At 36.7% G+C, this 22,141-nt stretch carries 19 protein-coding genes, 3 pseudogenes and 1 riboswitch; of the genes and pseudogenes, 20 read left to right on the top strand and 2 right to left on the bottom strand.

All coding sequences use genetic code 11. The features are described from left to right. Positions 1 to 60: 60 nt before the first annotated feature. The 6 genes and pseudogenes from J7E67_RS32290 to J7E67_RS09020 form a co-directional block, all read left to right on the top strand. Positions 61 to 204 (top strand): annotated as a pseudogene (locus tag J7E67_RS32290) (threonine synthase); the annotation flags it as partial. A gap of 41 nt (positions 205 to 245) precedes the next feature. Continuing rightward, positions 246 to 392 (top strand): hypothetical protein, encoded by a 147-nt coding sequence (locus J7E67_RS09005; RefSeq protein ID WP_214712982.1) that lies wholly within the window; start codon positions 246 to 248, stop codon positions 390 to 392. A gap of 102 nt (positions 393 to 494) precedes the next feature. After that, a pseudogene (locus J7E67_RS31220) lies at positions 495 to 638 on the top strand (acyl-CoA dehydrogenase family protein); the annotation flags it as partial. A 188-nt stretch (positions 639 to 826) separates the two neighbouring features. Then, positions 827 to 1,987 carry a glycosyl hydrolase family 18 protein gene (locus tag J7E67_RS09010; RefSeq protein WP_251026659.1) on the top strand — a complete coding sequence of 387 codons (1,161 nt, stop codon included), beginning with the start codon at positions 827 to 829 and terminating at the stop codon, positions 1,985 to 1,987. Between the two features lie 465 nt (positions 1,988 to 2,452). Then, positions 2,453 to 2,887: a hypothetical protein gene (locus J7E67_RS09015; RefSeq protein WP_214712981.1), complete on the top strand. Its 435-nt coding sequence runs from the start codon at positions 2,453 to 2,455 to the stop codon at positions 2,885 to 2,887. 101 nt (positions 2,888 to 2,988) lie between these two features. Beyond that, entirely contained in the window at positions 2,989 to 3,909 is a 921-nt protein-coding gene (locus tag J7E67_RS09020) for a patatin-like phospholipase family protein (protein ID WP_214712980.1), read from the top strand. A 298-nt stretch (positions 3,910 to 4,207) separates the two neighbouring features. Here J7E67_RS09020 and J7E67_RS09025 read toward each other — a convergent pair whose 3' ends face one another. Then, positions 4,208 to 4,762: a MerR family transcriptional regulator gene (locus tag J7E67_RS09025; RefSeq protein WP_214712979.1), complete on the bottom strand. Its 555-nt coding sequence runs from the start codon at positions 4,760 to 4,762 to the stop codon at positions 4,208 to 4,210. Between the two features lie 161 nt (positions 4,763 to 4,923). Here J7E67_RS09025 and J7E67_RS09030 point away from each other — a divergent pair. The 9 genes and pseudogenes from J7E67_RS09030 to J7E67_RS09070 form a co-directional block, all read left to right on the top strand. Then, positions 4,924 to 5,070 (top strand): annotated as a pseudogene (locus J7E67_RS09030) (cell division protein FtsZ); the annotation flags it as partial. Positions 5,071 to 5,149: 79 nt separating this feature from the next. Next, positions 5,150 to 5,962 (top strand): DUF2935 domain-containing protein, encoded by an 813-nt coding sequence (locus J7E67_RS09035; protein ID WP_214712978.1) that lies wholly within the window; start codon positions 5,150 to 5,152, stop codon positions 5,960 to 5,962. 515 nt (positions 5,963 to 6,477) lie between these two features. After that, positions 6,478 to 6,558, top strand: a riboswitch (glycine riboswitch). A 164-nt stretch (positions 6,559 to 6,722) separates the two neighbouring features. Then, the gene (locus tag J7E67_RS09040; protein WP_214712977.1) at positions 6,723 to 8,087 is read left to right on the top strand and encodes an amino acid permease; all 1,365 of its coding nucleotides are present in this window, start codon (positions 6,723 to 6,725) and stop codon (positions 8,085 to 8,087) included. Between the two features lie 234 nt (positions 8,088 to 8,321). Next, a complete protein-coding gene (locus J7E67_RS09045; protein WP_214731454.1) occupies positions 8,322 to 9,539 on the top strand; it encodes an MFS transporter in 1,218 nt (405 codons plus the stop codon). 233 nt (positions 9,540 to 9,772) lie between these two features. Further along, on the top strand, positions 9,773 to 10,144 hold the full coding sequence (locus J7E67_RS09050) for a hypothetical protein (protein WP_168243107.1): 372 nt from the start codon (positions 9,773 to 9,775) through the stop codon (positions 10,142 to 10,144). A gap of 276 nt (positions 10,145 to 10,420) precedes the next feature. Then, positions 10,421 to 11,380: an aldolase catalytic domain-containing protein gene (locus J7E67_RS09055; RefSeq protein WP_088086728.1), complete on the top strand. Its 960-nt coding sequence runs from the start codon at positions 10,421 to 10,423 to the stop codon at positions 11,378 to 11,380. 240 nt (positions 11,381 to 11,620) lie between these two features. Beyond that, positions 11,621 to 12,808 (top strand): processed acidic surface protein, encoded by a 1,188-nt coding sequence (locus J7E67_RS09060; protein WP_214731455.1) that lies wholly within the window; start codon positions 11,621 to 11,623, stop codon positions 12,806 to 12,808. A gap of 3 nt (positions 12,809 to 12,811) precedes the next feature. Further along, complete coding sequence (locus J7E67_RS09065; protein ID WP_214712974.1) at positions 12,812 to 13,450, top strand: class D sortase; 639 nt, start codon at positions 12,812 to 12,814, stop codon at positions 13,448 to 13,450. Positions 13,451 to 13,653: 203 nt separating this feature from the next. Beyond that, positions 13,654 to 16,035, top strand: a complete 2,382-nt coding sequence (locus J7E67_RS09070; protein ID WP_214712973.1) for a polyprenyl synthetase family protein — start codon at positions 13,654 to 13,656, stop codon at positions 16,033 to 16,035. A gap of 32 nt (positions 16,036 to 16,067) precedes the next feature. Here J7E67_RS09070 and J7E67_RS09075 read toward each other — a convergent pair whose 3' ends face one another. Beyond that, positions 16,068 to 16,409, bottom strand: coding sequence for a helix-turn-helix domain-containing protein (locus J7E67_RS09075; protein ID WP_214712972.1), 342 nt, complete (start codon positions 16,407 to 16,409; stop codon positions 16,068 to 16,070). Between the two features lie 180 nt (positions 16,410 to 16,589). Here J7E67_RS09075 and J7E67_RS09080 point away from each other — a divergent pair, with 180 nt between their 5' ends. The 5 genes from J7E67_RS09080 (at position 16,590) to J7E67_RS09100 (ending at position 22,048) form a co-directional block, all read left to right on the top strand. Then, complete coding sequence (locus J7E67_RS09080) at positions 16,590 to 17,585, top strand: asparaginase (RefSeq protein ID WP_214712971.1); 996 nt, start codon at positions 16,590 to 16,592, stop codon at positions 17,583 to 17,585. Positions 17,586 to 17,831: 246 nt separating this feature from the next. After that, complete coding sequence (locus tag J7E67_RS09085; RefSeq protein WP_214712970.1) at positions 17,832 to 18,629, top strand: hypothetical protein; 798 nt, start codon at positions 17,832 to 17,834, stop codon at positions 18,627 to 18,629. 193 nt (positions 18,630 to 18,822) lie between these two features. Next, entirely contained in the window at positions 18,823 to 19,620 is a 798-nt protein-coding gene (locus tag J7E67_RS09090; protein WP_251026660.1) for a rhamnogalacturonan acetylesterase, read from the top strand. Between the two features lie 144 nt (positions 19,621 to 19,764). Further along, complete coding sequence (locus J7E67_RS09095; RefSeq protein WP_214712998.1) at positions 19,765 to 21,372, top strand: ATP-binding protein; 1,608 nt, start codon at positions 19,765 to 19,767, stop codon at positions 21,370 to 21,372. Continuing rightward, positions 21,365 to 22,048 carry a response regulator gene (locus tag J7E67_RS09100; protein WP_214712969.1) on the top strand — a complete coding sequence of 228 codons (684 nt, stop codon included), beginning with the start codon at positions 21,365 to 21,367 and terminating at the stop codon, positions 22,046 to 22,048. The genes J7E67_RS09095 and J7E67_RS09100 overlap by 8 nt, the downstream gene beginning before the upstream one ends. Positions 22,049 to 22,141: the final 93 nt, after the last annotated feature.

A 22,141-nucleotide genomic window follows, 5' to 3' on the forward strand; every position in this document is an offset into this window, starting at 1 on the left:
TGCCATGACCTTTGTTAGTACACGCGGTAATATGAGTAAAATTGTATTTATTGATACAGTCTTTTCGCAAATGTGGATTTTAAGAACAAATATCATCTGCGTGCGATAAATTCCATTAACTTTGTTCGAATAATGGCGCAAACGGTTTATTATTTTTGTGCATATTTCCAATTGAAAAAAGAGACCGATATAAAGTATATTTCTTTTCTTCTCCATAGATAATATAACTAAAGGAGATGATGAGGATGGAAACAAAGGATGATTTTCTAAACGGAGCTAAAGTTACGAAAGATAATCAAATTTATGGAACCCCTAATAGCAAAAGCAAAAATGGTACCGGTGACTCACCAAATGATAATACCGGAAAGAATAAAAAGGGACTTGATCGTTAAATAGTCAGCCAAGAAATTCTTGGCTGCTTTTTTTTTACCAAAATAGCTCTGGGGATAAACTTAAAAAGATTTTATTGGAGCGCTTCAATATGTCATTAAAAGGAAGCCGCTCATACCTATATGCTCCACCAAGGTGGGGCTGGATATTTACAACATAGCGGCCCATCAAGAAGATTAAGAGAAGTTTATTTTCTTGTCAATTTAACACCAACAGTCAAGCACCTAGAAAAATTTCTTTATGGCTAAAACATTTTATGGAGAATATAAATTGTTGATTTACAGTGGGACACGATACTTAAAAATTTGCCGTGAATAAATTATAACTTTTCTCATCAACTTAAGAAATAAACAAATTAGAGAAGTAGGTGTAATAGGTGTCGCGGAACTTTTATCAGTGCTTCACCCTAATTTCTTTAGGCATGGTTTTTTTATTAATGATGTCATCCTGCAGTCATTCACAAATAAAAAATGGTAGTCCAAATGGTGTTCTAGAAAATACGTACAGTATCGAAAAGCCATCGCCAGAGAAAATGCAGAATTTTCATCCAGGTTATTCAGAAACGGACGAACAGAGAGTTCAGGTACATAATATTAATAAAATTCCTCGTGAAGTTTTAGGCTTTTACACAGAACAGGAAGGCGGTTTTCCAGGTTCTCAACCTACATTTAACTCGCAATTCACCAATATAAGCATCATTGCACCCTTTTGGTACAAGCTTGATGATAAACGTCCAGGCAGTCTGATAGATTCCGTTACAGCTGCTCATAAGAAAAAGGTTATTCTAAGCGCTCATGAAAAACAGGTGAAGGTATATCTAGTTGTTCACAACCTCTTTTATGAAACCACGGAGAAGGGTAAGCAAGTAGCGAGTAATGTACTCGATAACGATAAAAGCCGGAGTGTTTTCATTCGAAATTTACGAAATGAAATAAATCAGTTCAGTTATGACGGTATTAATATAGACATGGAAAATTTGTATTTGACAGACCGAGATTCTTTTAGCCTAATGATTAAAAAATTGTCTGATACACTGCATCGTGATGGAAAAGTAGTGACGGTTTCCGTCCCGGCAAACACAGGTGATTCGCGTGCTAATCCCTGGTCACCGTGGTTTGATTACGCAAAACTTGGTCTATTTGCAGATCGGTTAATGATTATGACCTACGATGAACACAACGCAAACACAACACCCGGGTCAACGGCGGCGGCTGATTGGACAGAAGCAACGATTCGTTATGCTTTGAATAAAGGAGTACCAAAATCAAAAATTTTACTCGGTATCGCTGGTTATGGATGGGACTGGGACAAAACAGCAAATAAAGCATTATATAGCTCCTATGCACTGTTAATGGAGCATAAAACAAAATATAAAGCTGAAATTTTGTGGGACCCTCGTACGAAAACACCTCATTACAATTATGTAGATGAAAAAAACCACATCCACGAGGCTTGGTTTGAGAATAGTGACAGTCTGCGGTCTAAACTAAACCTTGTAGAAAAATATAACTTACAAGGAATCGGGATTTGGCGACTCGGCTTAGAAGACCCTATGTACTGGAAGGCCATACCCGAGACAATAAAAGTAAAAAAATAATGATCTATGAATGAATTTTCCCTACAGAAAGTAAGACATATAAAAAAGCAGATCTAATGGATCTGCTCAGATTGTCGAGAAAGGTTCATTTTCTCGGCAATTTTTCATTTTGTCTGATCCAAAATCCCGATTTTTATTTATTGATTGTCCCTGCTAACTGGCCTGTTGATTTCCGCTCCAGGTGCTTCGCTTTCCGCGAGCGGTAAAATCAACAGACAAGTTGAAAATCCTATATATTAAAATTATTTTAACAAAGGTCCTATATTACTATTAAAATAGTAGCTGAGGTAGAAAGAAATGGTAAATATGGCTTTCGAAGTTTTTTCGTAATCGGGATACTATAAAGATATAATTACAGCATATTAATGTCCATATGAATACTATTTATCAATATAAAGGTAGGATGTAAAAGGAAATAATGATACCACTGGATGAAGTAAGTTCTTAAAAGGGAGTGATAGTAAAATGCTTTATATATGGAATATTGAAAAGATCATAAAAGGTACATTAGATAAGCACAATTTAAATATTGACTATGAATTTAACAATAATCTCACTGTACCTATGAGTTATAACATATCGACAAATACTATAAAATTTAATTATCTACAAGTTAACGGTTATATCAACAAAATTAGAATTAAAGAGATAGATGAAAACTTTGTTAGAATTATTCTTTATCATGTGATTGGGTATTACTTGGATTTTAAAAAAAACAAACATGATCTTAGGATTCTAATGTATGGTGAAGATGAAGAAATAGAGAAGCTTAAATCTGAAATTGAAACGAATGCTTGGGAATACGGGAGAACATTGGTACCGGAACAACTGTTACAGTCATATGATAAAGTACGTGAATTAGATAAAACTTTAATAAAGGGCCAATTAACCAATATGTAATCATCATTGTTACTTATGGGGTTTTGTAAGGGAAACTTCTTTTTCGTCATTAATCAACTATCTTAGCTTTTTAAAATATATTACTCGTGAGGTGGAAAAAATTGAAGGCGGATGCTGTTTTTGAAGGTGGTGGGGCTAGGGGAATTGCTTTTATTGGAGCGATTCAAGCAATGGAAGAGGAAAAAGTAGAATGGCAAAGATTAGCTGGAACATCAGCAGGAGCTGTAATCGCTGCTCTTTTGGCAAGCGGCTACAAAAGCTATGAAATTAGAGATCATTTGAGCAAACTAGATTTTTCAAAGCTACGAGGTAGAACGTACTTGAATCGAATTCCGATTTTTGGTACCTTATTAGAACTAATGATTCATCTTGGAATTTATAAAAACGATTACTTGGAAATCTGGATGGATTCACTTCTTATAGAAAAAGGAATTAAGACATTTGCGGATCTACCAGAGGAAAAATTGAGGATAATCGCTTCTGATGTTACGAATGGCCAAATGCTTGTTTTGCCAGATGATTTGGATCGGTATGGGATGACTCCTGCTGATTTTAAGGTTTCAACCGCAGTTATGATGAGTGCCTCTCTCCCATTTTTCTTCCGTCCGGTTATTTGGAAATCAAAAGACCGTAAAAAGTCCTACATTTTAGATGGTGGTTTACTAAGTAACTTTCCAATATGGATATTTGATACGGAAAACCCTCGGTTTCCAACGTTCGGCTTCCGTTTTGTGAAAGATAAAGTTAACATAGATCCAGTAATACCAACGCCCATCCACCTTTTTAAAAATATATTTAATACGATGATTCAAGCCCATGATCTACGACATTTGAACAAAGAGACGATTGAACGTACCATTCAAATTCCAACTGGTGACATCAACGCTACTGATTTTGAATTGGATACGGATGAAATCGATTTTCTCTATATGTCAGGCTATTCTTCTACAAAAGAATTTTTATCGAAGTGGGATTTTGAACAATATAAGGTTAAAAGAATGCAAAGATTAAAGAATAAGTAGCTGAAAAGGCCATTTCTCGAACTTTATTTAGAAAATAGATTAAAAGTGAATGTAATCAGGTGCACAATAGCAAGAGCACCTAATAGATTCGTACCGATATAGAGTAGAACGTCCATTAGTTTCCTCCTCAATTTTTTACACTTCAATACTTAAGTCATTATAAACAAGGTATATTGAAAAAGTTGTCGATATTCCTCATTTTAAATGAACTGTTAACTTCTTTTAATAAAAGAAAAAAATTTTCATTGTTTGACTTATGTTTGTAAAAAAAGCCATGCTATTCTAAGCACGGCTTTTCTCATTTCCACCATTTCCACCATTTCCTTTGCTCGGCGACTGCGATTTGCTTTCTGGTTTCTTCCTCAATCATTTTACTTCGTTCCTTCTCCATTTGCTCCATACGTTCTACATACTTCAAAATTAGATTAATCTTCTCTTCTTGCCTAGCTTCCCGTACTGCCTTCTCCTTCAAATGTTTGATTAAATCTAAGTTTACTTGATCCAAATGTTCTATACGATCCAATAGCTCTTTAGTGTTAGTATTTTGCTCAATATCCCCCTCATTAGTTGTCTGTAACGGCACCACTTCCGTAAAGGTTACCGTTTTATATTCTACAGAGTTCCATGTCATCACTGCCTCGGCTGAACGTTCCATCGTCATACCCTCTTGCTTACTGAATTCGATTAATTTGCGGAGAGTGATAACATCTTTATCTATATAGGTTCTATGTCCTCTATTATTACGCTGAACTTGATACCCATGTCCTTCTAAGAGAATGGCATACTTCCGTAATGTACTACCATCAATTCCAAGCAATTCCTGTACGTCACTAGGTGAATATATTATCGTCATAACACTACACCTCCAATTTAACACTTCTATAAAACGCTGAGAATTCCTTTTTTTATTAGAATTTTTTCTGAATGAAGTATAGGTAATGCACTATATGGAAGGATACGGCTATAAAAGTAAGGATGTCAGACATCATTCAGTGAGAATGAGAGTCGAAAATTAATTTAAGTCTTTTTGAAGTACAGGAAGCAGCCGATATAGTTGCTTCTGCTTCTCATGAGGAATTAAATATGATCTTTGGTTCGGTCATTAACGAAAACTTAGATGAAGAAATTATCGTAACTGTCTTTGCCACTGGATTCACTGAGCATGTCATTGGTCATAAGAAGCAAATAAGAAGAATAAACATCAAAATAGTGTGGGGATTTCTTACTGGGAGGAATAAACATGAACGATGTCTTTGCGAGAACAGCAAAATTTGAACACCGTTTTTGGCTCCAAATATTAGGTGATCATTCGAGGCTTATTTTCGAAGCTCTTGCACCCGTTCAAAAAGAGGAAATTGAGAAGGCATCATCTTTTATTCGAGTTTTTGACAAACTTCTGGAGCGTGCAAATTCCTCAGATTTAGTGCCATTAACAATTGAAGCTGAAACAGAGGTTATAAGATTACGGGAATTTAAATTGGACTTATTAAGAAAACATCTGATAGGGAAAATAAAAATTCACCTTTCGCCAACCTTTATTAATCATATGGTCAATGAATTAGAGGAATACTTAAGAATTTTAATACACCTAAAAGCAGGGGAAGCTCCTCCTGTTTACCATGAACTACATCATCATCTTTTATGGTTATTAGATGCTGCGGGTCATTCAGAGGCAATTTCCTCTAATTTAGATAGTGTTGAAAAGAAACTCATTGAGAAAAGTAATACATTTAGGAAGAACTTTGAAGATTTTTACCTGAAATCAGTTGAACTAGCAGGATATTTAAGAACTAATTTGACCTCGTTCCCTGCTTTGTTAAAAATGAATTCAGACAGCCAGTTAGAAATAAAATTATTTCAAAATTTTCTACATGAAATAGAAGAACTCAGACTAAGTAAGCAAGCATTAGGAACATTCGCCCCCCTAATGGCGGATCATATGTACCGTGAAGAATGTTATTATCTTATGAAATTAGCAGAATCGGCAAATCTTGACTCACCCAATTGTGATCCTGCTAAACCTCGACTTAAGGAATATTTTAATGAGAAATAAAAGGGAAACACAACCACAACCAATGATCGGTCAAGCATGGACTGGTAGACATGTGATCTTGCTTCACTGTACAAACAATAATCAATTAATAAATCTTTATAAAAGTTTCCATGCTCCGTTTGAGCCTCCACGTCAAAATTGTGCAGAAACTTTGTCGCAATTACTGAGTATCGGATATCGTGTTATGGCGATTACGCCCATATCAGCAAATCATATTCAATATTTTTTGGTACTAGGAGATTAAAGATGCAGAATCCACGAATGCGATAAAAATGAACCCAATCCTTTGCAGTGGGTTCATTTTTTGTTTCTCCATTAATCTAGATTCTCCGAAATTAATTATTGACAAAGTGATTGAATACTACTAAAATTAGAAATTATTTAACAATAATTTAGTTTGTGAGATAAGAAGTAATAATGCATAACTTTTTTTAGCGGGGGATTTTGAACCATTTGTTCTTCTACATAAATTAAATACTAAGCAAGCTATGATTGCTATGGATCAAACTATAGCAGGAGCAGCTTCTGGAGAGACCGCAGGAAATCTGCGGCGCCGAAGGGTTCACAATCTCAGGCAAAAGGACAGAAGAGTACGAGTTTTATTTGTTATTCTGACAAAAGAGTAATGGATATTATTTGTTATTCTTATGACCGAAGAGATTGGAGAAATTCCAATCTCTTTTTTCATGGAGTTTAACCATTTGTTCATATCTTCACAAAGTGAACAAAGGAAATTATTACTAATGAGGGGGCAAATGAAGTGGTACAACAAGAATTAAAACGAGATTTAAAAAATCGGCACGTACAACTGATTGCGATTGGAGGTACGATTGGTACAGGTTTATTCCTAGGTTCAGGAAAAGCCATTCAGTTAGCAGGTCCATCTATCATTATTGCATACTTAATCGTGGGTATCGCATGTTTTTTTGTAATGAGGGCATTAGGAGAGCTTCTTTTATCAAATAAGGGCTATCAATCATTTACGGACTTCGCCGAGGATTATATTGGACCGTGGGCTGGTTATGTAACTGGATGGACGTATTGGTTTTGTTGGATTATGACAGCAATGGCTGATATTATTGCTGTTGGTGTATATGTACAATATTGGTTCGATATCCCACAATGGATGCCTGCTATAGTCTGTTTAATTCTATTATTGGGACTAAATTTATTAACAGTAAAGCTATTTGGAGAATTAGAGTTTTGGTTTGCTTTAATTAAAGTGATCACCATTCTTGCTTTAATCATCATAGGGGTCATTTTGTTAATTATTGGATTTCAAACAGATTCAGGAACGGTTACAGTAAAAAATCTATGGAGCCATGGTGGTCTTTTCCCAAATGGAATATCAGGTTTCTTACTTTCTTTTCAAATGGTTGTATTTGCATTTGTAGGTGTTGAATTAGTAGGTGTATCAGCAGCCGAAACATCCAATCCACAAAAAAATATCCCATCTGCAATAAATAAAATACCTTTAAGAATACTGTTTTTCTATGTGGGAGCCCTTATTATCCTTTTATGCATCAATCCATGGACGCAACTGAATGCAGGAAACAGTCCTTTTGTAAAAACGTTTAGTTTAGTTGGTATTCCGATTGCTGCAGGAATTATTAATTTTGTCGTCTTAACATCAGCTGCGTCTGCCTGTAACAGTGGATTGTTTTCAACGAGCCGCATATTATTTAATTTAAGTAATCATCAACAGGGACCAGCGAATTTTGCTAAATTAAATAAAAATCATGTACCGAGTAACGCATTATTTATATCTGCACTTGTTCTTTCCGTCGGAGCTCTTTTAAGTAAGCTGATTCCAGAACAAGCCTTTGGTATCGTGACAACGATTAGTGCGATTTGTTTTATTTGGGTTTGGAGCATTATCTTAATTTGTCATCTGCGATATAAGAAATCACGCCCCGATTTACATGAAAAGTCGATTTTTAAAGCACCGTTTACACCATTTATTAATTATCTTGTTCTCACGTTATTTGCATTTATTCTCATTATTATGCTATTTGCAGAATCAACTCGTGTCGCTTTATTAATGACACCATTATGGTTCATTCTTTTATTCATAGTGTATTCATTTAAAAGGACAAAGGGAAAAAATATTAGAATATCTGCGTAAAGTAGAATTCTTGCAATATAATAAAAATATTGTCACATGATATGTATCGTGTTACTATTAGATGAAATTAAATTCCTTTAATTTGGTCCAGAGAGGCCAAAAAGGCAAAAGTAAACTTCATTATACTAATTATGTATATGAATGCCCTTTTGTCCTTTGGATGAAAGGGCATTTTATTTTTGCCCATTATCTTTTAATCAAAGTCCTGTGAGGCTTGAAAGGAGAACGACAAAAATGGATTATCGTAAAAAAACAGTAGTTGCATCAGTAGCAGGTTTAACATTAGAGGGCATGGATATCATGTTTATCTCCTTTGCGATGTCGATGATTATTGCAGAGTTTCATATTGACATGGTTGCTGGAGGTCTTATTTCTTCGATTACCAATTTAGGTATGCTCGCTGGAGGAATCATTTTCGGTATCTTAGCAGATAAATTTGGGAGAGTTAAAATATTTACCTATACGATTCTACTATTTGCTATCGGAACGGCGTTAACTGGTTTAGCCGTAAATATTGGACAAGTATACATCTTTAGGTTTATTGCCGGCTTAGGCGCAGGTGGGGAATACGGAATTGGTATGGCGCTTGTGGCTGAAGCATGGCCAAAGAATAAACAAGGACGCGCTTCTTCTTATGTTAGCATCGGTGCACAATACGGTGTGATTCTGGCTGCTCTTCTTAGTGCCATGATCCTGCCTGCTGGGGGATGGAGAGGATTGTTTTTCATCGGATTGGTTCCGGTTATATTCGCCTTTATCGTCCGAAAAAAATTAGACGAATCACCCGTGTGGCTTGCATCACAAAAGAAAAAACAACTTGTGCCAAAGCAAGGGAATTTAAAGCAATTGTTTGCTACTCCAAGAACTTCAGTTACGACGATTGCTTTAGCTATTATGGCAACGGTCCAAATTGCAGGTTATAATGGCTTGATGATTTGGCTGCCATCCATGCTTCAACAATCCCAGGGATTATCAGTTTCAAACTCGGCTCTTTGGACGATTAGTACAGCTGCGGGAATGATTGCAGGTATGTTAACTTTTGGACAGTTTATGGATCGACTTGGAATGAAGCGGTCATTCGGAATCTTCTTATTCGCTTCCGCAATCGCAGTCTTTTTATACTCCTTTGCGTCAGGAAGTGCGGGTCTTTTAATCGGCGGTGCGATTGTAGGATTCTTCTCGAATGGAATGTTTGCTGGTTACGGTGCATTAATAAGCAATTACTATCCAGTAGAAATTCGCAGTACAGCAACCAATACTATCTTTAACTTCGGTAGAGCATTAGGGGGATTATCTCCTATTTTAGTAGGATATATCCTGCAGCATGCTAATGTTACGATTGCAATGGGATATCTTGCTGTACTCTACTGTATCTCCTTTATAGCAATGGTTAGTTTGAAAAAAAGAAAAGATAATCAAGATCAAAACATTACTTTATCTAAAGCAGTGTGAATTGACTCTTATAGCATCTTCATAAAATAATAAAATCTAAACTAAATTGAGGCTGCAAATCAAATTGGATTTGTGCCTCTTTTTTATGGAGATTGTTCGCTAATTTTTCCTGATTCTTTAATTCTAAGGCCTCTTTTTCGTGATAAATAGTATTGTTGGTGTCATTATAACGTCCCCAAACATACACTCTTCTTAAAGATGGGTTGGAAATTAGACGTTGAGGAGAGGACAAATTGAACTTCGAGATGCAAAAAGCGAATATGTTGGCTGAAAATATCAAGGGTTTTATAAAATATGTTCAGAAAAGCCATGAAAATAAAAACAGCTTTAGGTTTAATCCGGATAAATTGTTTCAAATAAAACTCCTGATTGAGGAGTTTAAGTTTCAAATACTTGCAGATGAACTTTTAAGAATCAATAAGTTTTCTTGGGATGAAAAGTACACGTATTATTTAGTTGATCAATTTATAGAAGGAATCGAGATTATTGATGAATACATCCATAATAACTACAATGATTTATTTCTCTTAACGGCTAGAGTTTACACATTAAAGGATCTCAGTCAATCATTTAGCAGGCAGGGAAAACTGTATCATTGGTCCTAAGATTTCCTTTTTTTAACTAAGGCATTGGTATTAATAAAGCCAATGCCTTTTCATTTCGTCAAATAGGAATTAATGTAACCATACCCGTACAAAATACAGGAACAAAAGTGAAGGGTATTTATGCTATTATTATTTGATTATAAGAATTTTCAGGAAATAGGTTGACACATTCGGACAAACCATGATATAAACACAATAAGAAATTTTTAGTAATTAAAAGCATAAAAGTATGAAATAATATGAGAAAAGTGGAATAAACAGGGGGAAATGACGATCATGGAAACTCGTAGCAAAATTTTAGACTGTACCATTCGTGATGGAGGATTAGTTAACAATTGGGATTTCAGTGTCGAATTTGTTCAAGACTTGTATAACGGCCTAAGTGAAGCGGGTGTTGAATACATGGAGATTGGCTATAAAAATTCTCCAAAGCTTCTTAAAGCGACTGAGCCCAATCCATGGCGATTTCTTGATGATAACTTCCTGAAAGAAATTATCCCTGTCAAAAAGTTCACGAAGCTATCGGCTTTAGTCGATATTGGGCGTGTAGATCCCAATGATATTCTACCTCGTGAACAAAGTGTTTTAGATATGATTCGAGTAGCGTGCTATATCCGTGAAGTAGATAAGGGCTTAGAACTTGTCCAAATGTTCCATGATTTGGGATATGAGACGTCACTGAACATTATGGCATTATCAAGTGTTCCTGAACAACAGCTGATCAAAGCTTTTGAATTGGTGAAGGAAAGCCCTGTAGATGTGGTCTATATCGTTGATTCCTTTGGAAGCTTAGACCCTGTAGATATTGAGCACCAAGTGAAAAAGTTCAAAGCGTTGATCCCTAACAAACAGCTTGGAATTCACACACATAACAATATGCAGTTAGCTTTTGCCAATACATTAACTGCGATGCGAAATGGGGTTACATATCTCGATTCGTCTGTATATGGCATGGGTCGGGCAGCAGGTAACTGTAACACAGAACTTCTTGTTAGCTACATCCAAAAATCAAGCTATGAGATTAAGCCAGTTCTTGGAGTCATTGAGAAGCACATGCTAGAAATGCGTGAAAAGTGGGAGTGGGGCTTTATCATTCCTTATATGATTTCAGGTGTTCTTAATGAACATCCACGTGTTGCCATGGCATACCGTGATAGTGCTGAACGTGATCAATTCGTAGATTTTTATGACAAGGTAACATCACCTGAAAGTACAGTGGCTACAACTTTAAAATAGGTTAAATTACTTAAAGCACCTCTATATTTGAGGTGTTTTTTTATCTTTACTAATTATATATGAGGGCAAATCTCGCATTACATAAAATTTGCTTTTTCAACAAAAAAACAACCTACTCTTCTTTTTTGATCATTCCCTCTATCAAATTGTCAAAATTCTTATTAAAATCCCTATTTCCAGTTTCTTGGTTATCGTTTATACTATTCTAGAAATTATAAAAAATTATTGGGGGAAAATTTTTTGAAGCGTCTATTGTCCGTTTTACTAGCTGTAACTCTTACTCTTGGGTTGATACCTATCACTGCTTTTGCACAGATTGATTCTCAGGACCAGGAGTTTCAAAACTTTTTACAAGAAATCGGTATGTCGGAAGATGAATTTTTAACATATTTGGAGGATATACACGACTTTACCCTGGCAGACTTTGATTCAGTCTCAGAATTAAAGGATTATCTGGGACCACTTGTTGACGAAAGCAATTTACAAGATTTGCTCGATGAGTTCGAATTAACGAAACAAGAACTCGAAGATATGCTTGCTGAAAATAGCACTTCCTTGGATGAGTACATTTTTTACGACGACCTTTACTTTGACGTTTATGAATTTCAATACCAGGAGGAATTAACCCCGATTACAGATGAAAGCCTCCAGCAGCTTCTTGATGATTATGAGTTTGAATCAAAAGAAGAACTTGAAAAGTTTTTAAATAAATACGATGATTCGATTGAAAACTACGAAAACATTGAAGAGCTTGAAGCTACAGTAGCAGTACTGGTCTCTCAGGAAGGAAAAGACGAAATAATCAACATTCTCGATAAGTTTGGCTTATCGCTTGATGAGTCCAAAAAGCTTGCAAATTACTCCATGAACATTTTTGAAGACCCGAATACCAATGTGGAGGATTTCTACACAAAATTAGAAGATATCGCGAATCGTCTAATGGCATTCCGTGAATTCGACAGTTCTGATGATCTGTCCGCGGATGAAATTGCAGAAATACTGGATGTTTGGAATGATCTGCTTAATCTTTTCGAATTGAAAACGGAATTTTATTTAACCAAAGATGGAAAAACAATGCCTCTTTTAGTGGAATCTCTTTTAAAAATGGATTCTACAAATGGTGCGGATTTAAAGATTAAAATCTTCTCGAAAGACGGAGAGTTTCTTGCTGATATGGTGATCACAGCTGAAATGTTCGGTTCAGATTTCTTGGATGAAACTGGTGAAAACCTGAAGCAAACAGAACAAGTCGCAAAAGAGGTTTCCAAAGTAGCTACAAAGCTTCCTGAGAAAGCACTAAAAAGGACAGTCAAAGGCGGCAAATTGCCAAACACCGCTTCAGACTATCTGCCCAATGCATTAGGCGGCCTTGCCATCGCAGCTGCTGGCATAATTCTGTTCAGAAGAATGAAAGTAAAAGGGATTTAATAAATGAAAAAGGAAAAAAAAGGGGGAACTAGGCAGCTGGTTCTTCTTTCCCTATCAATCGGGATTGTCATTTTTGGATTATGGTTCAGTGGAACAAATGCTTTTAAATTTATAAAAGGGTATTTGTTATTTAAATCCGCTCAAGCCAACTCTGAACAGGTTGAAGTGAAAAAGACTGAATCTAAAAAGCCCGGCGCCATTAATGCTGGAGACTCTCTATATTCCGAAATTCCGAAAAAAGGGGAAATAATCGGTGAGCTGTTTATTCCGAAATTAAGGGCAACGCTTCCCATTTATCACGGTACAGATGAGGATGAACTAGAAAAAGGGGTCGGCCATTTTGCAGGAAGTGTCCTTCCCGGGGAAAAAGATAACTCGGTGCTATCTGGACATCGCGATACGGTCTTTCGCAGACTTGGCAGTGTCGGAAAAGGAGATCTTTTAATTGTTTCCACTTCAGCTGGCAAATTTACGTACAAGGTCAGGAAGGTTCGGATTGTCGATGCCGTCGATCGAACCGTCATTGTTCCTAAACCACGTGCTACATTAACTGTGACAACATGTTATCCGTTCAATTTTATCGGAAATGCCCAGCAGCGTTATATCCTTGTGGGGAGTTTAATAAAAAGTGAGAAAAAGTAAAGCTGGTGTAGGGGCTCCCCCCTGCAACAGCTTTACTTTTTTTAGTTAAAATTACTATGCTCCCAAAATTTTAATATATTTACATATTACATTGTTAAACCAAACAACTTTAAATATAATGGGAATAGTTGGATAGTTGAAAAAATAAAAAAGAATTTGAATTATATTGCAAATTATTTATAAGACAACCTTAAGAAGAGGTAATGTACAGTATGAATGAGGAGTTAATAAAAAATGCAAATGCAAGCTATCAGTTAGCTGAGCAGGAGGCTGCTCATTATTTTAAATCACTTTTTGATCAGGTTATGCAAAAGACCTTTGTCCCTACATTAACGAAAGATATTCAATCTTGGAAACACAACCATATTCATCACACTTCGATATTATCCTTTTTTTCACGTCGAAAGGGAAAACCTGATAATCGAGCCTATCACAATTATATCCGATGGCTCAATTACACCGGCAAACTTGATAATTACTTGGATCGCAGCATCTCCTATATTTTCATGCGGGACCTAGGCAAAGCTCTGGACTCAACTGAGACACAGAATAGGGTAAGGCGTGTCGTTGACAGTTTAAAAAATCACCTAATTCAGTCTACCGCAACAAACCTTAGTGTCAATTCTGAGACGTTTAGCATGGCCGGGTTGTACCGAATCGCCCAGAAAGAAGGCATCGAATCCACGATGATCTGGTTGCTAAACAAATTAAAGACTGTATCCTCCAATATTCCAACGGGAATGGATGCTGAGAATGCTCAGCGAAAGCTCATTAAAATTATTGCTGGGGTAATTATGCATGAGGTGGAAGAGATGGGCGATGAGGTATCGCCTGAAGAAAGAAGGCAGAAACTTGATGGTGCTATTAGGCTAGGCTATTGCTATGGTTTGACCTATCCATTTATTGACGATCTTCTCGATGCCAAAGTCTTATCTGCCAATGAGGAAAAACAATATTCCGATTTAATTCGTACCACCCTTATCACAGGAACTGTGCCGGAATTGGGTGAGTGGACGGGGAATAACGTAAACCTAATCCGATTTATTCATTCAGAACTCCGCGATGCCTTTGAGTATATTAAATCTCACTTGCGTCTAGACACCCGCAAAAAATTTTTCGAGCAGGCCTATGTGTTTTTTAATTCACAGGAAGTGGACCGTGTAAAGGATCTATCCAACGCAAATTACTCGAATGAAGAGTTATACATTCCGGTCATTTTAAAATCCTCTTCTTCCCGATTGATTGTCCGCTCAGTTATTAGTGCTCCGGAGGATAAAGGCTTTGACACCCGAACATTCTTTTATGGCATATACAACCAGCTTGCGGATGATTTTGCAGATATGTATGAAGACTTGAAGGAGGGCAGGGTAACCCCCTATACCTATTATCTGAAATATCATGATAAGCGAATCGATCTTATCAATCCCTTTGAATTATACTGGACGGTCATCTCCAATTTGATCCATAAGGTGTATCACTCAGATCACAAGGCCTGTGAGGTGATTCTTGATCGTGCTATAAATGGTCTTAAGAGATTTAAAGAACGAATGGGAACTGAAAAATACAACGAAGTTATGAAACTATTTTTTTCAGGAGTTCCAAAGTTTAATCATGTGATTCAAAATATGGTTCGGGAAGCTGATGATGTCGATTTCTTTGATAAACTACTTCGTGACCATATGATTACCACTCTGAAAAATGAACGGAAAGAGCGGGAAGGGTTTTTAGACACTGTTGAAACTGTTCGTAAGGAGATCAACCACATCTTAAAAATCCCTAAAATCGAAGAAGTTGAGCCAATAATTGATGCTGCCAATTACAGTCTGGAAGGTGACGGGAAGCGATTGAGGCCAATAATGACCTGGGTCATGGGCGTTAACGAATATGGACTAAATAAGTCTGCAATCATGCCACTTCTGAAATCATTGGAATATATGCATACCGCATCCTTAATCTTCGATGATTTGCCATCACAGGATAATGCCTCTACCCGTCGGGGGCGTCAAGCTCTACATTCGGTTTATAACGTTGCTATAGCAGAATTAACTGGCCTGTTTCTGACCCAAAAGGCAATAGAAGAACAAGCATCTCTTGATCAATTCGATTCGAAAGCGGTGCTTAACTTGATCCAATACTCGGCTCAAATGACAGCTGTTATGTGTAAGGGACAGGCAATGGATTTGGATTCTAAAGGGAAACAATTGACACTGGAACAATTGAATTTGATGTGTTTTTATAAAACCGGAATAGCATTTGAAGCTTCCCTGATCATGCCTGCAATCCTTGCTCATGCAAAGGAGTACGAAATGGAAGCTTTGAAAAAATTCGCCCAACATGCTGGTATTGCGTTTCAGATAAAAGATGACCTGCTTGATGTGGAAGGAGATCTGATCTTACTCGGAAAACCGATTGGCAAAGATGCTGAAAACAACAGTTCTACTTTTGTGTCAATCCTAGGTCAGGATGGTGCTAGAAAAGAGATGTGGGAACATTACTGTCTTGCAATGGAAGCGTTGCACGAGATGCCACGCAATATTACTTTTTTGAAGCATTTATTAAATTATATAGTTAACCGCGATCATTAATCGTTTGTCATATTGTTATATTTAGAAGATGTTTAAACCATTGTTTGTTTTACTTGACGTTTTGTCCTGGTAAAAGCAATAAAATCACAAAGTTCTTCTTCAGTTAATGGAGTACCATCGAGATAAATTAAACTGTTACCCGACTGTAATACGCAGTTTAATTCAACCTTTATTTTTTCTTCGTCGACCCGATTTAAGAGAAAATCAACTGTTGTATCAAATAGTTCGGCCATTTGAGATAAAGCATGTAAAGAAGGCTCTCTATACCCTGATTCATAGCCTGCATAGGTACTTTTGGCAATGCCCAGCTGATCGGCTGTTTCCTGCATTGACCACTTTTTAAGTTTTCTAAGGTTTACTAATCGTTTTAACACTCTCGTTCCCTTCCCCCATGTTTGTTTGCTTGATTATATCATAGAAAAAATCGATTAAAAAGAAATATATACGCGAAATGAAAACAATGATTGATTTTATTATCATAATAGCTTTATAATCAGTTATATTCATTCGCAAAACGCGTACGGGCAGAAATAAAAGTAAAGCGGGGGATAAGGATGAAAAAAATATTATTACTTGCAACAGGGGGAACAATTGCATCGGTGGAGGGCAATGAAGGGCTAGTTCCTGGCATGTCTCCTGAAGAATTACTCCGATATAGCCTGAATGTATCAGAATCAATAAAGGTAACGTGCAAAATTCTTATGAATAGAGATAGCACAAATATGCAACCAGAACATTGGGTTATGATGGCAAATGCAATAGCCGATAATTACACTATGTATGATGGATTTGTCATTACACATGGTACTGATACATTAGCCTATACTTCCTCAGCGTTATCCTATATGCTGCAGGGGTTACAAAAACCTGTTGTTGTAACTGGATCCCAAGTTCCAATTAGCTTTAGTCGAACCGATGCCGTAAAAAATGTTGCGGATTCAATTCGATTTGCTTGTGAAGATATTGGTGGCGTTTTTGTTGTCTTTGATGGACGAGTTATTATTGGAACCCGTGCAGTCAAAATTAGAACGAAAAGTTATGATGCTTTTGAGAGTATTAACCATCCTTATGTTGCATATATAACTGGGAACGATGTTAATTACTATTTCAAACCAAAGTTGGTGCAGCAAGAATTAAGTGTAGATACACGTATTTCTCCAGATGTATTTGTTTTAAAATTGTTTCCAGGAACGAAGCCTGAAGTATTTGATTTTGTGAAATCTTGCTATCGAGGTGTCATTATTGAAAGTTTTGGCAATGGGGGGCTTCCGTTTGAGGAACGGAACTTATTACCCAAGATTAAAGAATTAACTGAGGCTGGTATAGCCGTTATCATAACTACTCAATGCTTAGAGGAAGGGGAAGACCTTTATCTCTATGAGGTTGGAAGAAAGGCAGCACAATATAATATCACACTATCAGGTGATATGAACACCGAAGCTATTGTTTCCAAGCTAATGTGGGCGCTTGGAAAAACAAATGATAGTATAGAGGTAAAGACACTCATGGAAACCCCCATTGCGTGGGATTTAACAACTGATTACGAATAAATAGATTGAAGACCGTTTAATTATTTGAACGGTCTTCTTGCAATAAATGGCTGTTTGTATGTATCTATTACTTCCTTTTAGTAGAATCAGCATCCCCAAATTCAACTAGGAAATTGGTACTGAAAGCGTCCTTGCTCACTCAAATTCTATTCTCTAGAGGACTTCTATTATAGTCTTTTTTATCCATTCACTTTATATATTTACTCCTATAGTATAAATAATAAATGCAAGGAAAGAAGGAAGATCGTGAACACGGATCAAGCTTTTGATTTGTTAATGGAAGCAGGAGTCACAGAAGATACTAGTATTCAAACGGTTAGACGGTGGCTCCGTGAAAGAAAGATTAACTACGAGGGAACAGGACAACGGGATTCAGGATACATAATTGATAATTCAGATCAAGTTTTTAACATGTTAAAGGATGCAGGTGTAACCGATAGCATCGCATTTCAAATTGTTCGTCGCTTGCTGCGTGAAGGTAAGATTCAAACCGTGGGGACTGGAAATCGGAAAACAAATAACCAGCAAAATGAAATTGATTCAAAGCAATTTATAATTAGTCCGTCAGATCAAGAAAAGGTCGTCCACCAATTGAAAATAAGAATAAAAGCACAGGATGAACATATAAAAGGGATTGAACATCTACATAAGACGTCCGTAACCAATTTAATTAAGCAAAGAGATATTTTACATAAAGAAATTGCCAACCTAAAGAATGAGAAAAGTGAATTACAAAAGGAAACCAAGAAATTACTTAAAGAAAATATTGATTTAACTAATGAATTGTTAAAATTAAAAGAAGAACTTTTTAAAGGAAACAAAAGAGGCACTGATAAGACACATGACATTCCTCCTGTTTCTCCTAAATCGAATGATTATCGTCAAAAATTAGGCCTTTCAAAAATGGCGAGCGATAAAGAAGTCTTAACCAGGTATAAAAAATTATTAAAATTAACCCATCCAGATCACGGCGGTAATGCAATAGCCTTTCATTTCATTAAAACCGACTATGATTATTTTAGAAATAGTATCAAAATGAAATAAGTTCAAAGGATTTATAGCTTTAGTCGCCAATAACCCTAGTGGCGACTTTTTTGCTTGGCTAAAAGTTCAGAAAGAAGGAAAATTAAATAATAATTCATAAAGAAGGAAGAATGAAAAGAGGACTATTCGCTCATCAGATAAGTTCTAACTAATATGATTAATAATAAAGTAAGTAGCATTTAGGAGGAATATCATGCGGCGAAAGTTTAGGGGAAAAATGCTACGGGTATCCTTGTTCCTAGTAGTTCCCGTCTTAATTTTTGGAAATTACTTTGCTACAGCTACAAATAACGAAAATACCCACAAAAACCGAATTACCGTTTTTTTGGCTGGAGATTCGACCGTTTCTGATTATTCCAGCTCGTTAGCACCTAGGGCAGGCTGGGGACAAGTTTCTAAACGGTTTTTCGATGATAAGATTGTCGTAAATAATGAGGCCGCATCTGGTAGGAGTTCAAAAAGTTTTATTGATGAAGGGAGACTCAAATCAATCTTAGATCAGATTGAGAAGGGTGATTACCTGTTTATTCAATTTGGTCATAATGATGAAAAAAAAGAGGATCCAACCCGTTATACGGAGCCCTATTCAACCTATAAAAGCTATTTAAAACAATATATTGACGGTGCCCGTGCTAAACAAGCCATTCCTGTTCTAGTGACACCTGTTGAACGCCGGCGTTTTTCTGAAAAAGGAAGAGCGCGTGATACGCACGGGGAGTATCCTGCTGCCATGAAGGAGCTTGGAATGGAAGAAAATGTACCTGTCATTGACCTTACTGCCAAAAGCAAGGCATTGTTCGAGGAGGTTGGACCAGAAGAAACGAAGAATATTTTCCTTTGGCTTGATGCCGGAGAGAATGTTAACTATCCAGACGGAGTTCAGGATAACACTCATTTCCAGGAGGCTGGTGCTGAGAAGACTGCCCGTCTTGTGCTTGAAGGCATCGAGGAATCAAAGCTAGTACCGCTTTGTAATCACATTTTGAAATAAGGAAGAAAAATCAAGTGAGGAACTATCATGTGATAGTTTCTTTTTTTTCTCAAATGGGAGACATTCCACAAAGAAATCTTCTAATATAAGATATAATGTACATTGTAGTAATCCATACAGTTTAACAAGGAGGGGGAAAACAGCCTGAAAACAAGAAAAATATCACTCCAGACCAAAATATTTGGGCTGGTCCTATTACTGGGATTATTGTTGATCCTGCTGCTGACCACATTTTTCAGCTATATGGAAAGTAAACAAATAGAGGAAAATAAGGGAAGGCTGGCACTGGAAATCTCCCGAACGGTTTCATTCATACCGCCCATTATCACCGCCTTTCAAACAAGTGACCCATCGAAAACAATTCAGCCCATTGCCGAAAAGATTCGCACTGAAACTGGTGCTGAATTCGTTGTTATAGGAAACAAAAATGGAATAAGGTATTCGCACCCTTTAAAATCTTTGATCGGGAAGAAAATGACAGGCGGAGATAACGAAAGGGCCATTAAAAATCAGGAATATTATGTATCTAAGGCAAAGGGGTCACTTGGACCTTCAATTAGAGGTAAATCTCCTATTTTCAACAAAAAGGGAGAGGTAATTGGAATCGTTTCTGTTGGATTTTTGCTTGAAGATATCCATCAGCAAATCTTGAAAACTGTCACCAAGGTACTTCTTGTTTCACTCTTTGCTGTTTTGATTTCACTGATCGGTAGTATCTTGCTAGGACGGAATATCCGTAAAGATACAATGGGGCTTGAACCTTATGAGATTGCCGCACTTTATAAAGAAAAAAACGCAGTACTACATGGAGTAAAAGAGGGGATTTTAGCCATAGATAATGAGGGCTACATAACGATGATGAATCAACCCGCCAAAAGACTTTTACATATTAAGGGATCTGTCCGCCATCTAAAAGTAGATGGGTTGTTTCCTTCTGACTATTTATATGAGGTATTAAAATCAGGAAATCCACAAGTTGATAAAGAAATGGTTTGGAAAGATAAAACAGTGATCGTCAACTGTACGCCACTCTTTGAAGCGTCTGGGATAAGTGGAGTGGTTGCTTCGTTTCGTGATAAAACAGAAATTGAGCAAATGGTAAACACCCTATCAGAAGTAAATAGGTATTCGGAAGATCTGCGTGCGCAAACACATGAATATTCCAATAAATTATATGTGTTATTAGGTCTTCTTCAGCTAGGAGAATATGAACAGGCAATCGATATGATTCAAACGGAAACACAGGTATTGCAATTTCAGAATTCTATTGTTTTTAACCATATTAAAGATACGAAAGTACAGGCCATCCTTTTAGGGAAACTTGGAAAGGCTTCAGAAAAGAAAGTAAAGTTTGAGGTTGTATCTGATAGCTATTTAGAGGCATTGCCATCCCATTTTAAGCTATCTAATCTAATTGTCATACTTGGAAATTTAATAGACAATGCGTTTGAAGCTGTCTATGGTTTAGATTCTCCTACAGTGAAATTTTTCGTTACCGATATAGGCAGCGATATCATTTTTGAGATTGCTGATAATGGGAAGGGATTTAGTGATAACGAAGTTCCGCTTCTATTTGACAGGGGCTATTCTTCTAAAAAAGGAGCTGAACCAAGGGGATTTGGCCTATCTAATGCTGAAGAGGCAGTGTTAGAAATGAATGGGATGATTGAGGTGCAAAGTACCCCGGAAAGTGGGACTGTCTTTACAGTTTACCTTCCAAAGGAATACGAGAGGAGACAAACACTTGACTAGGATAAAAGTAGCCATTGCTGAAGATGATTTTCGAGTTGCCGATATCCATGAGAAATTTTTAACAAAGTTTAATGAAATTGATGTTGTAGGTAAATCATTGAATGGTGATCAGACTCTTCAAATTCTAATGGATAAAACTCCTGATTTATTGATTCTCGATGTGTATATGCCTGATATGCTCGGATCCGATCTGCTCCCAATTATCCGGGAGCGTTTTCCAAGGGTTAGTATAATTATGATCACAGCAGCGACCGATAAAGTTTTCCTAGAAAAAGCATTAAGCTACGGAGTAGAAAATTATTTGATTAAACCTGTAAATAGAGAAAGATTTGACGAAGTCATTTTAGAATATATAAAAAAGCACTCCCTCCTAACTTCCCAAGAAGATGTAGACCAGAATTATGTAGACCTCCTGTTCGGAAATAAAAAGATTGAAAAGGTGGGAAGGGGCACGGGATTACCTAAAGGAATTGATGAAATCACACTTGGAAAGGTGAAAAACGCACTTCTGATTAATAACCAAGGCCTTTCAGCTGAAGAAGTGGGAAAGGAAATTGGAGCATCCCGGATTACTGCACGCCGATATTTAGAATATCTATCCTCTATTAAGGAAGCAAAAGCGGAAGTGGTTTATGGTATTGTCGGGAGGCCGGAAAGAAAATATTATCCTGTTTAGTAAGGGTGCCTAAAGGCATCCTTTTTTTATGTGAAACATTTTAAGGAAACTCCAGCAGGCATATAGGATTCTCCTGTGAACAAAATGAACAAA

It is taken from the genome of Bacillus sp. ISL-46, assembly GCF_018613205.1.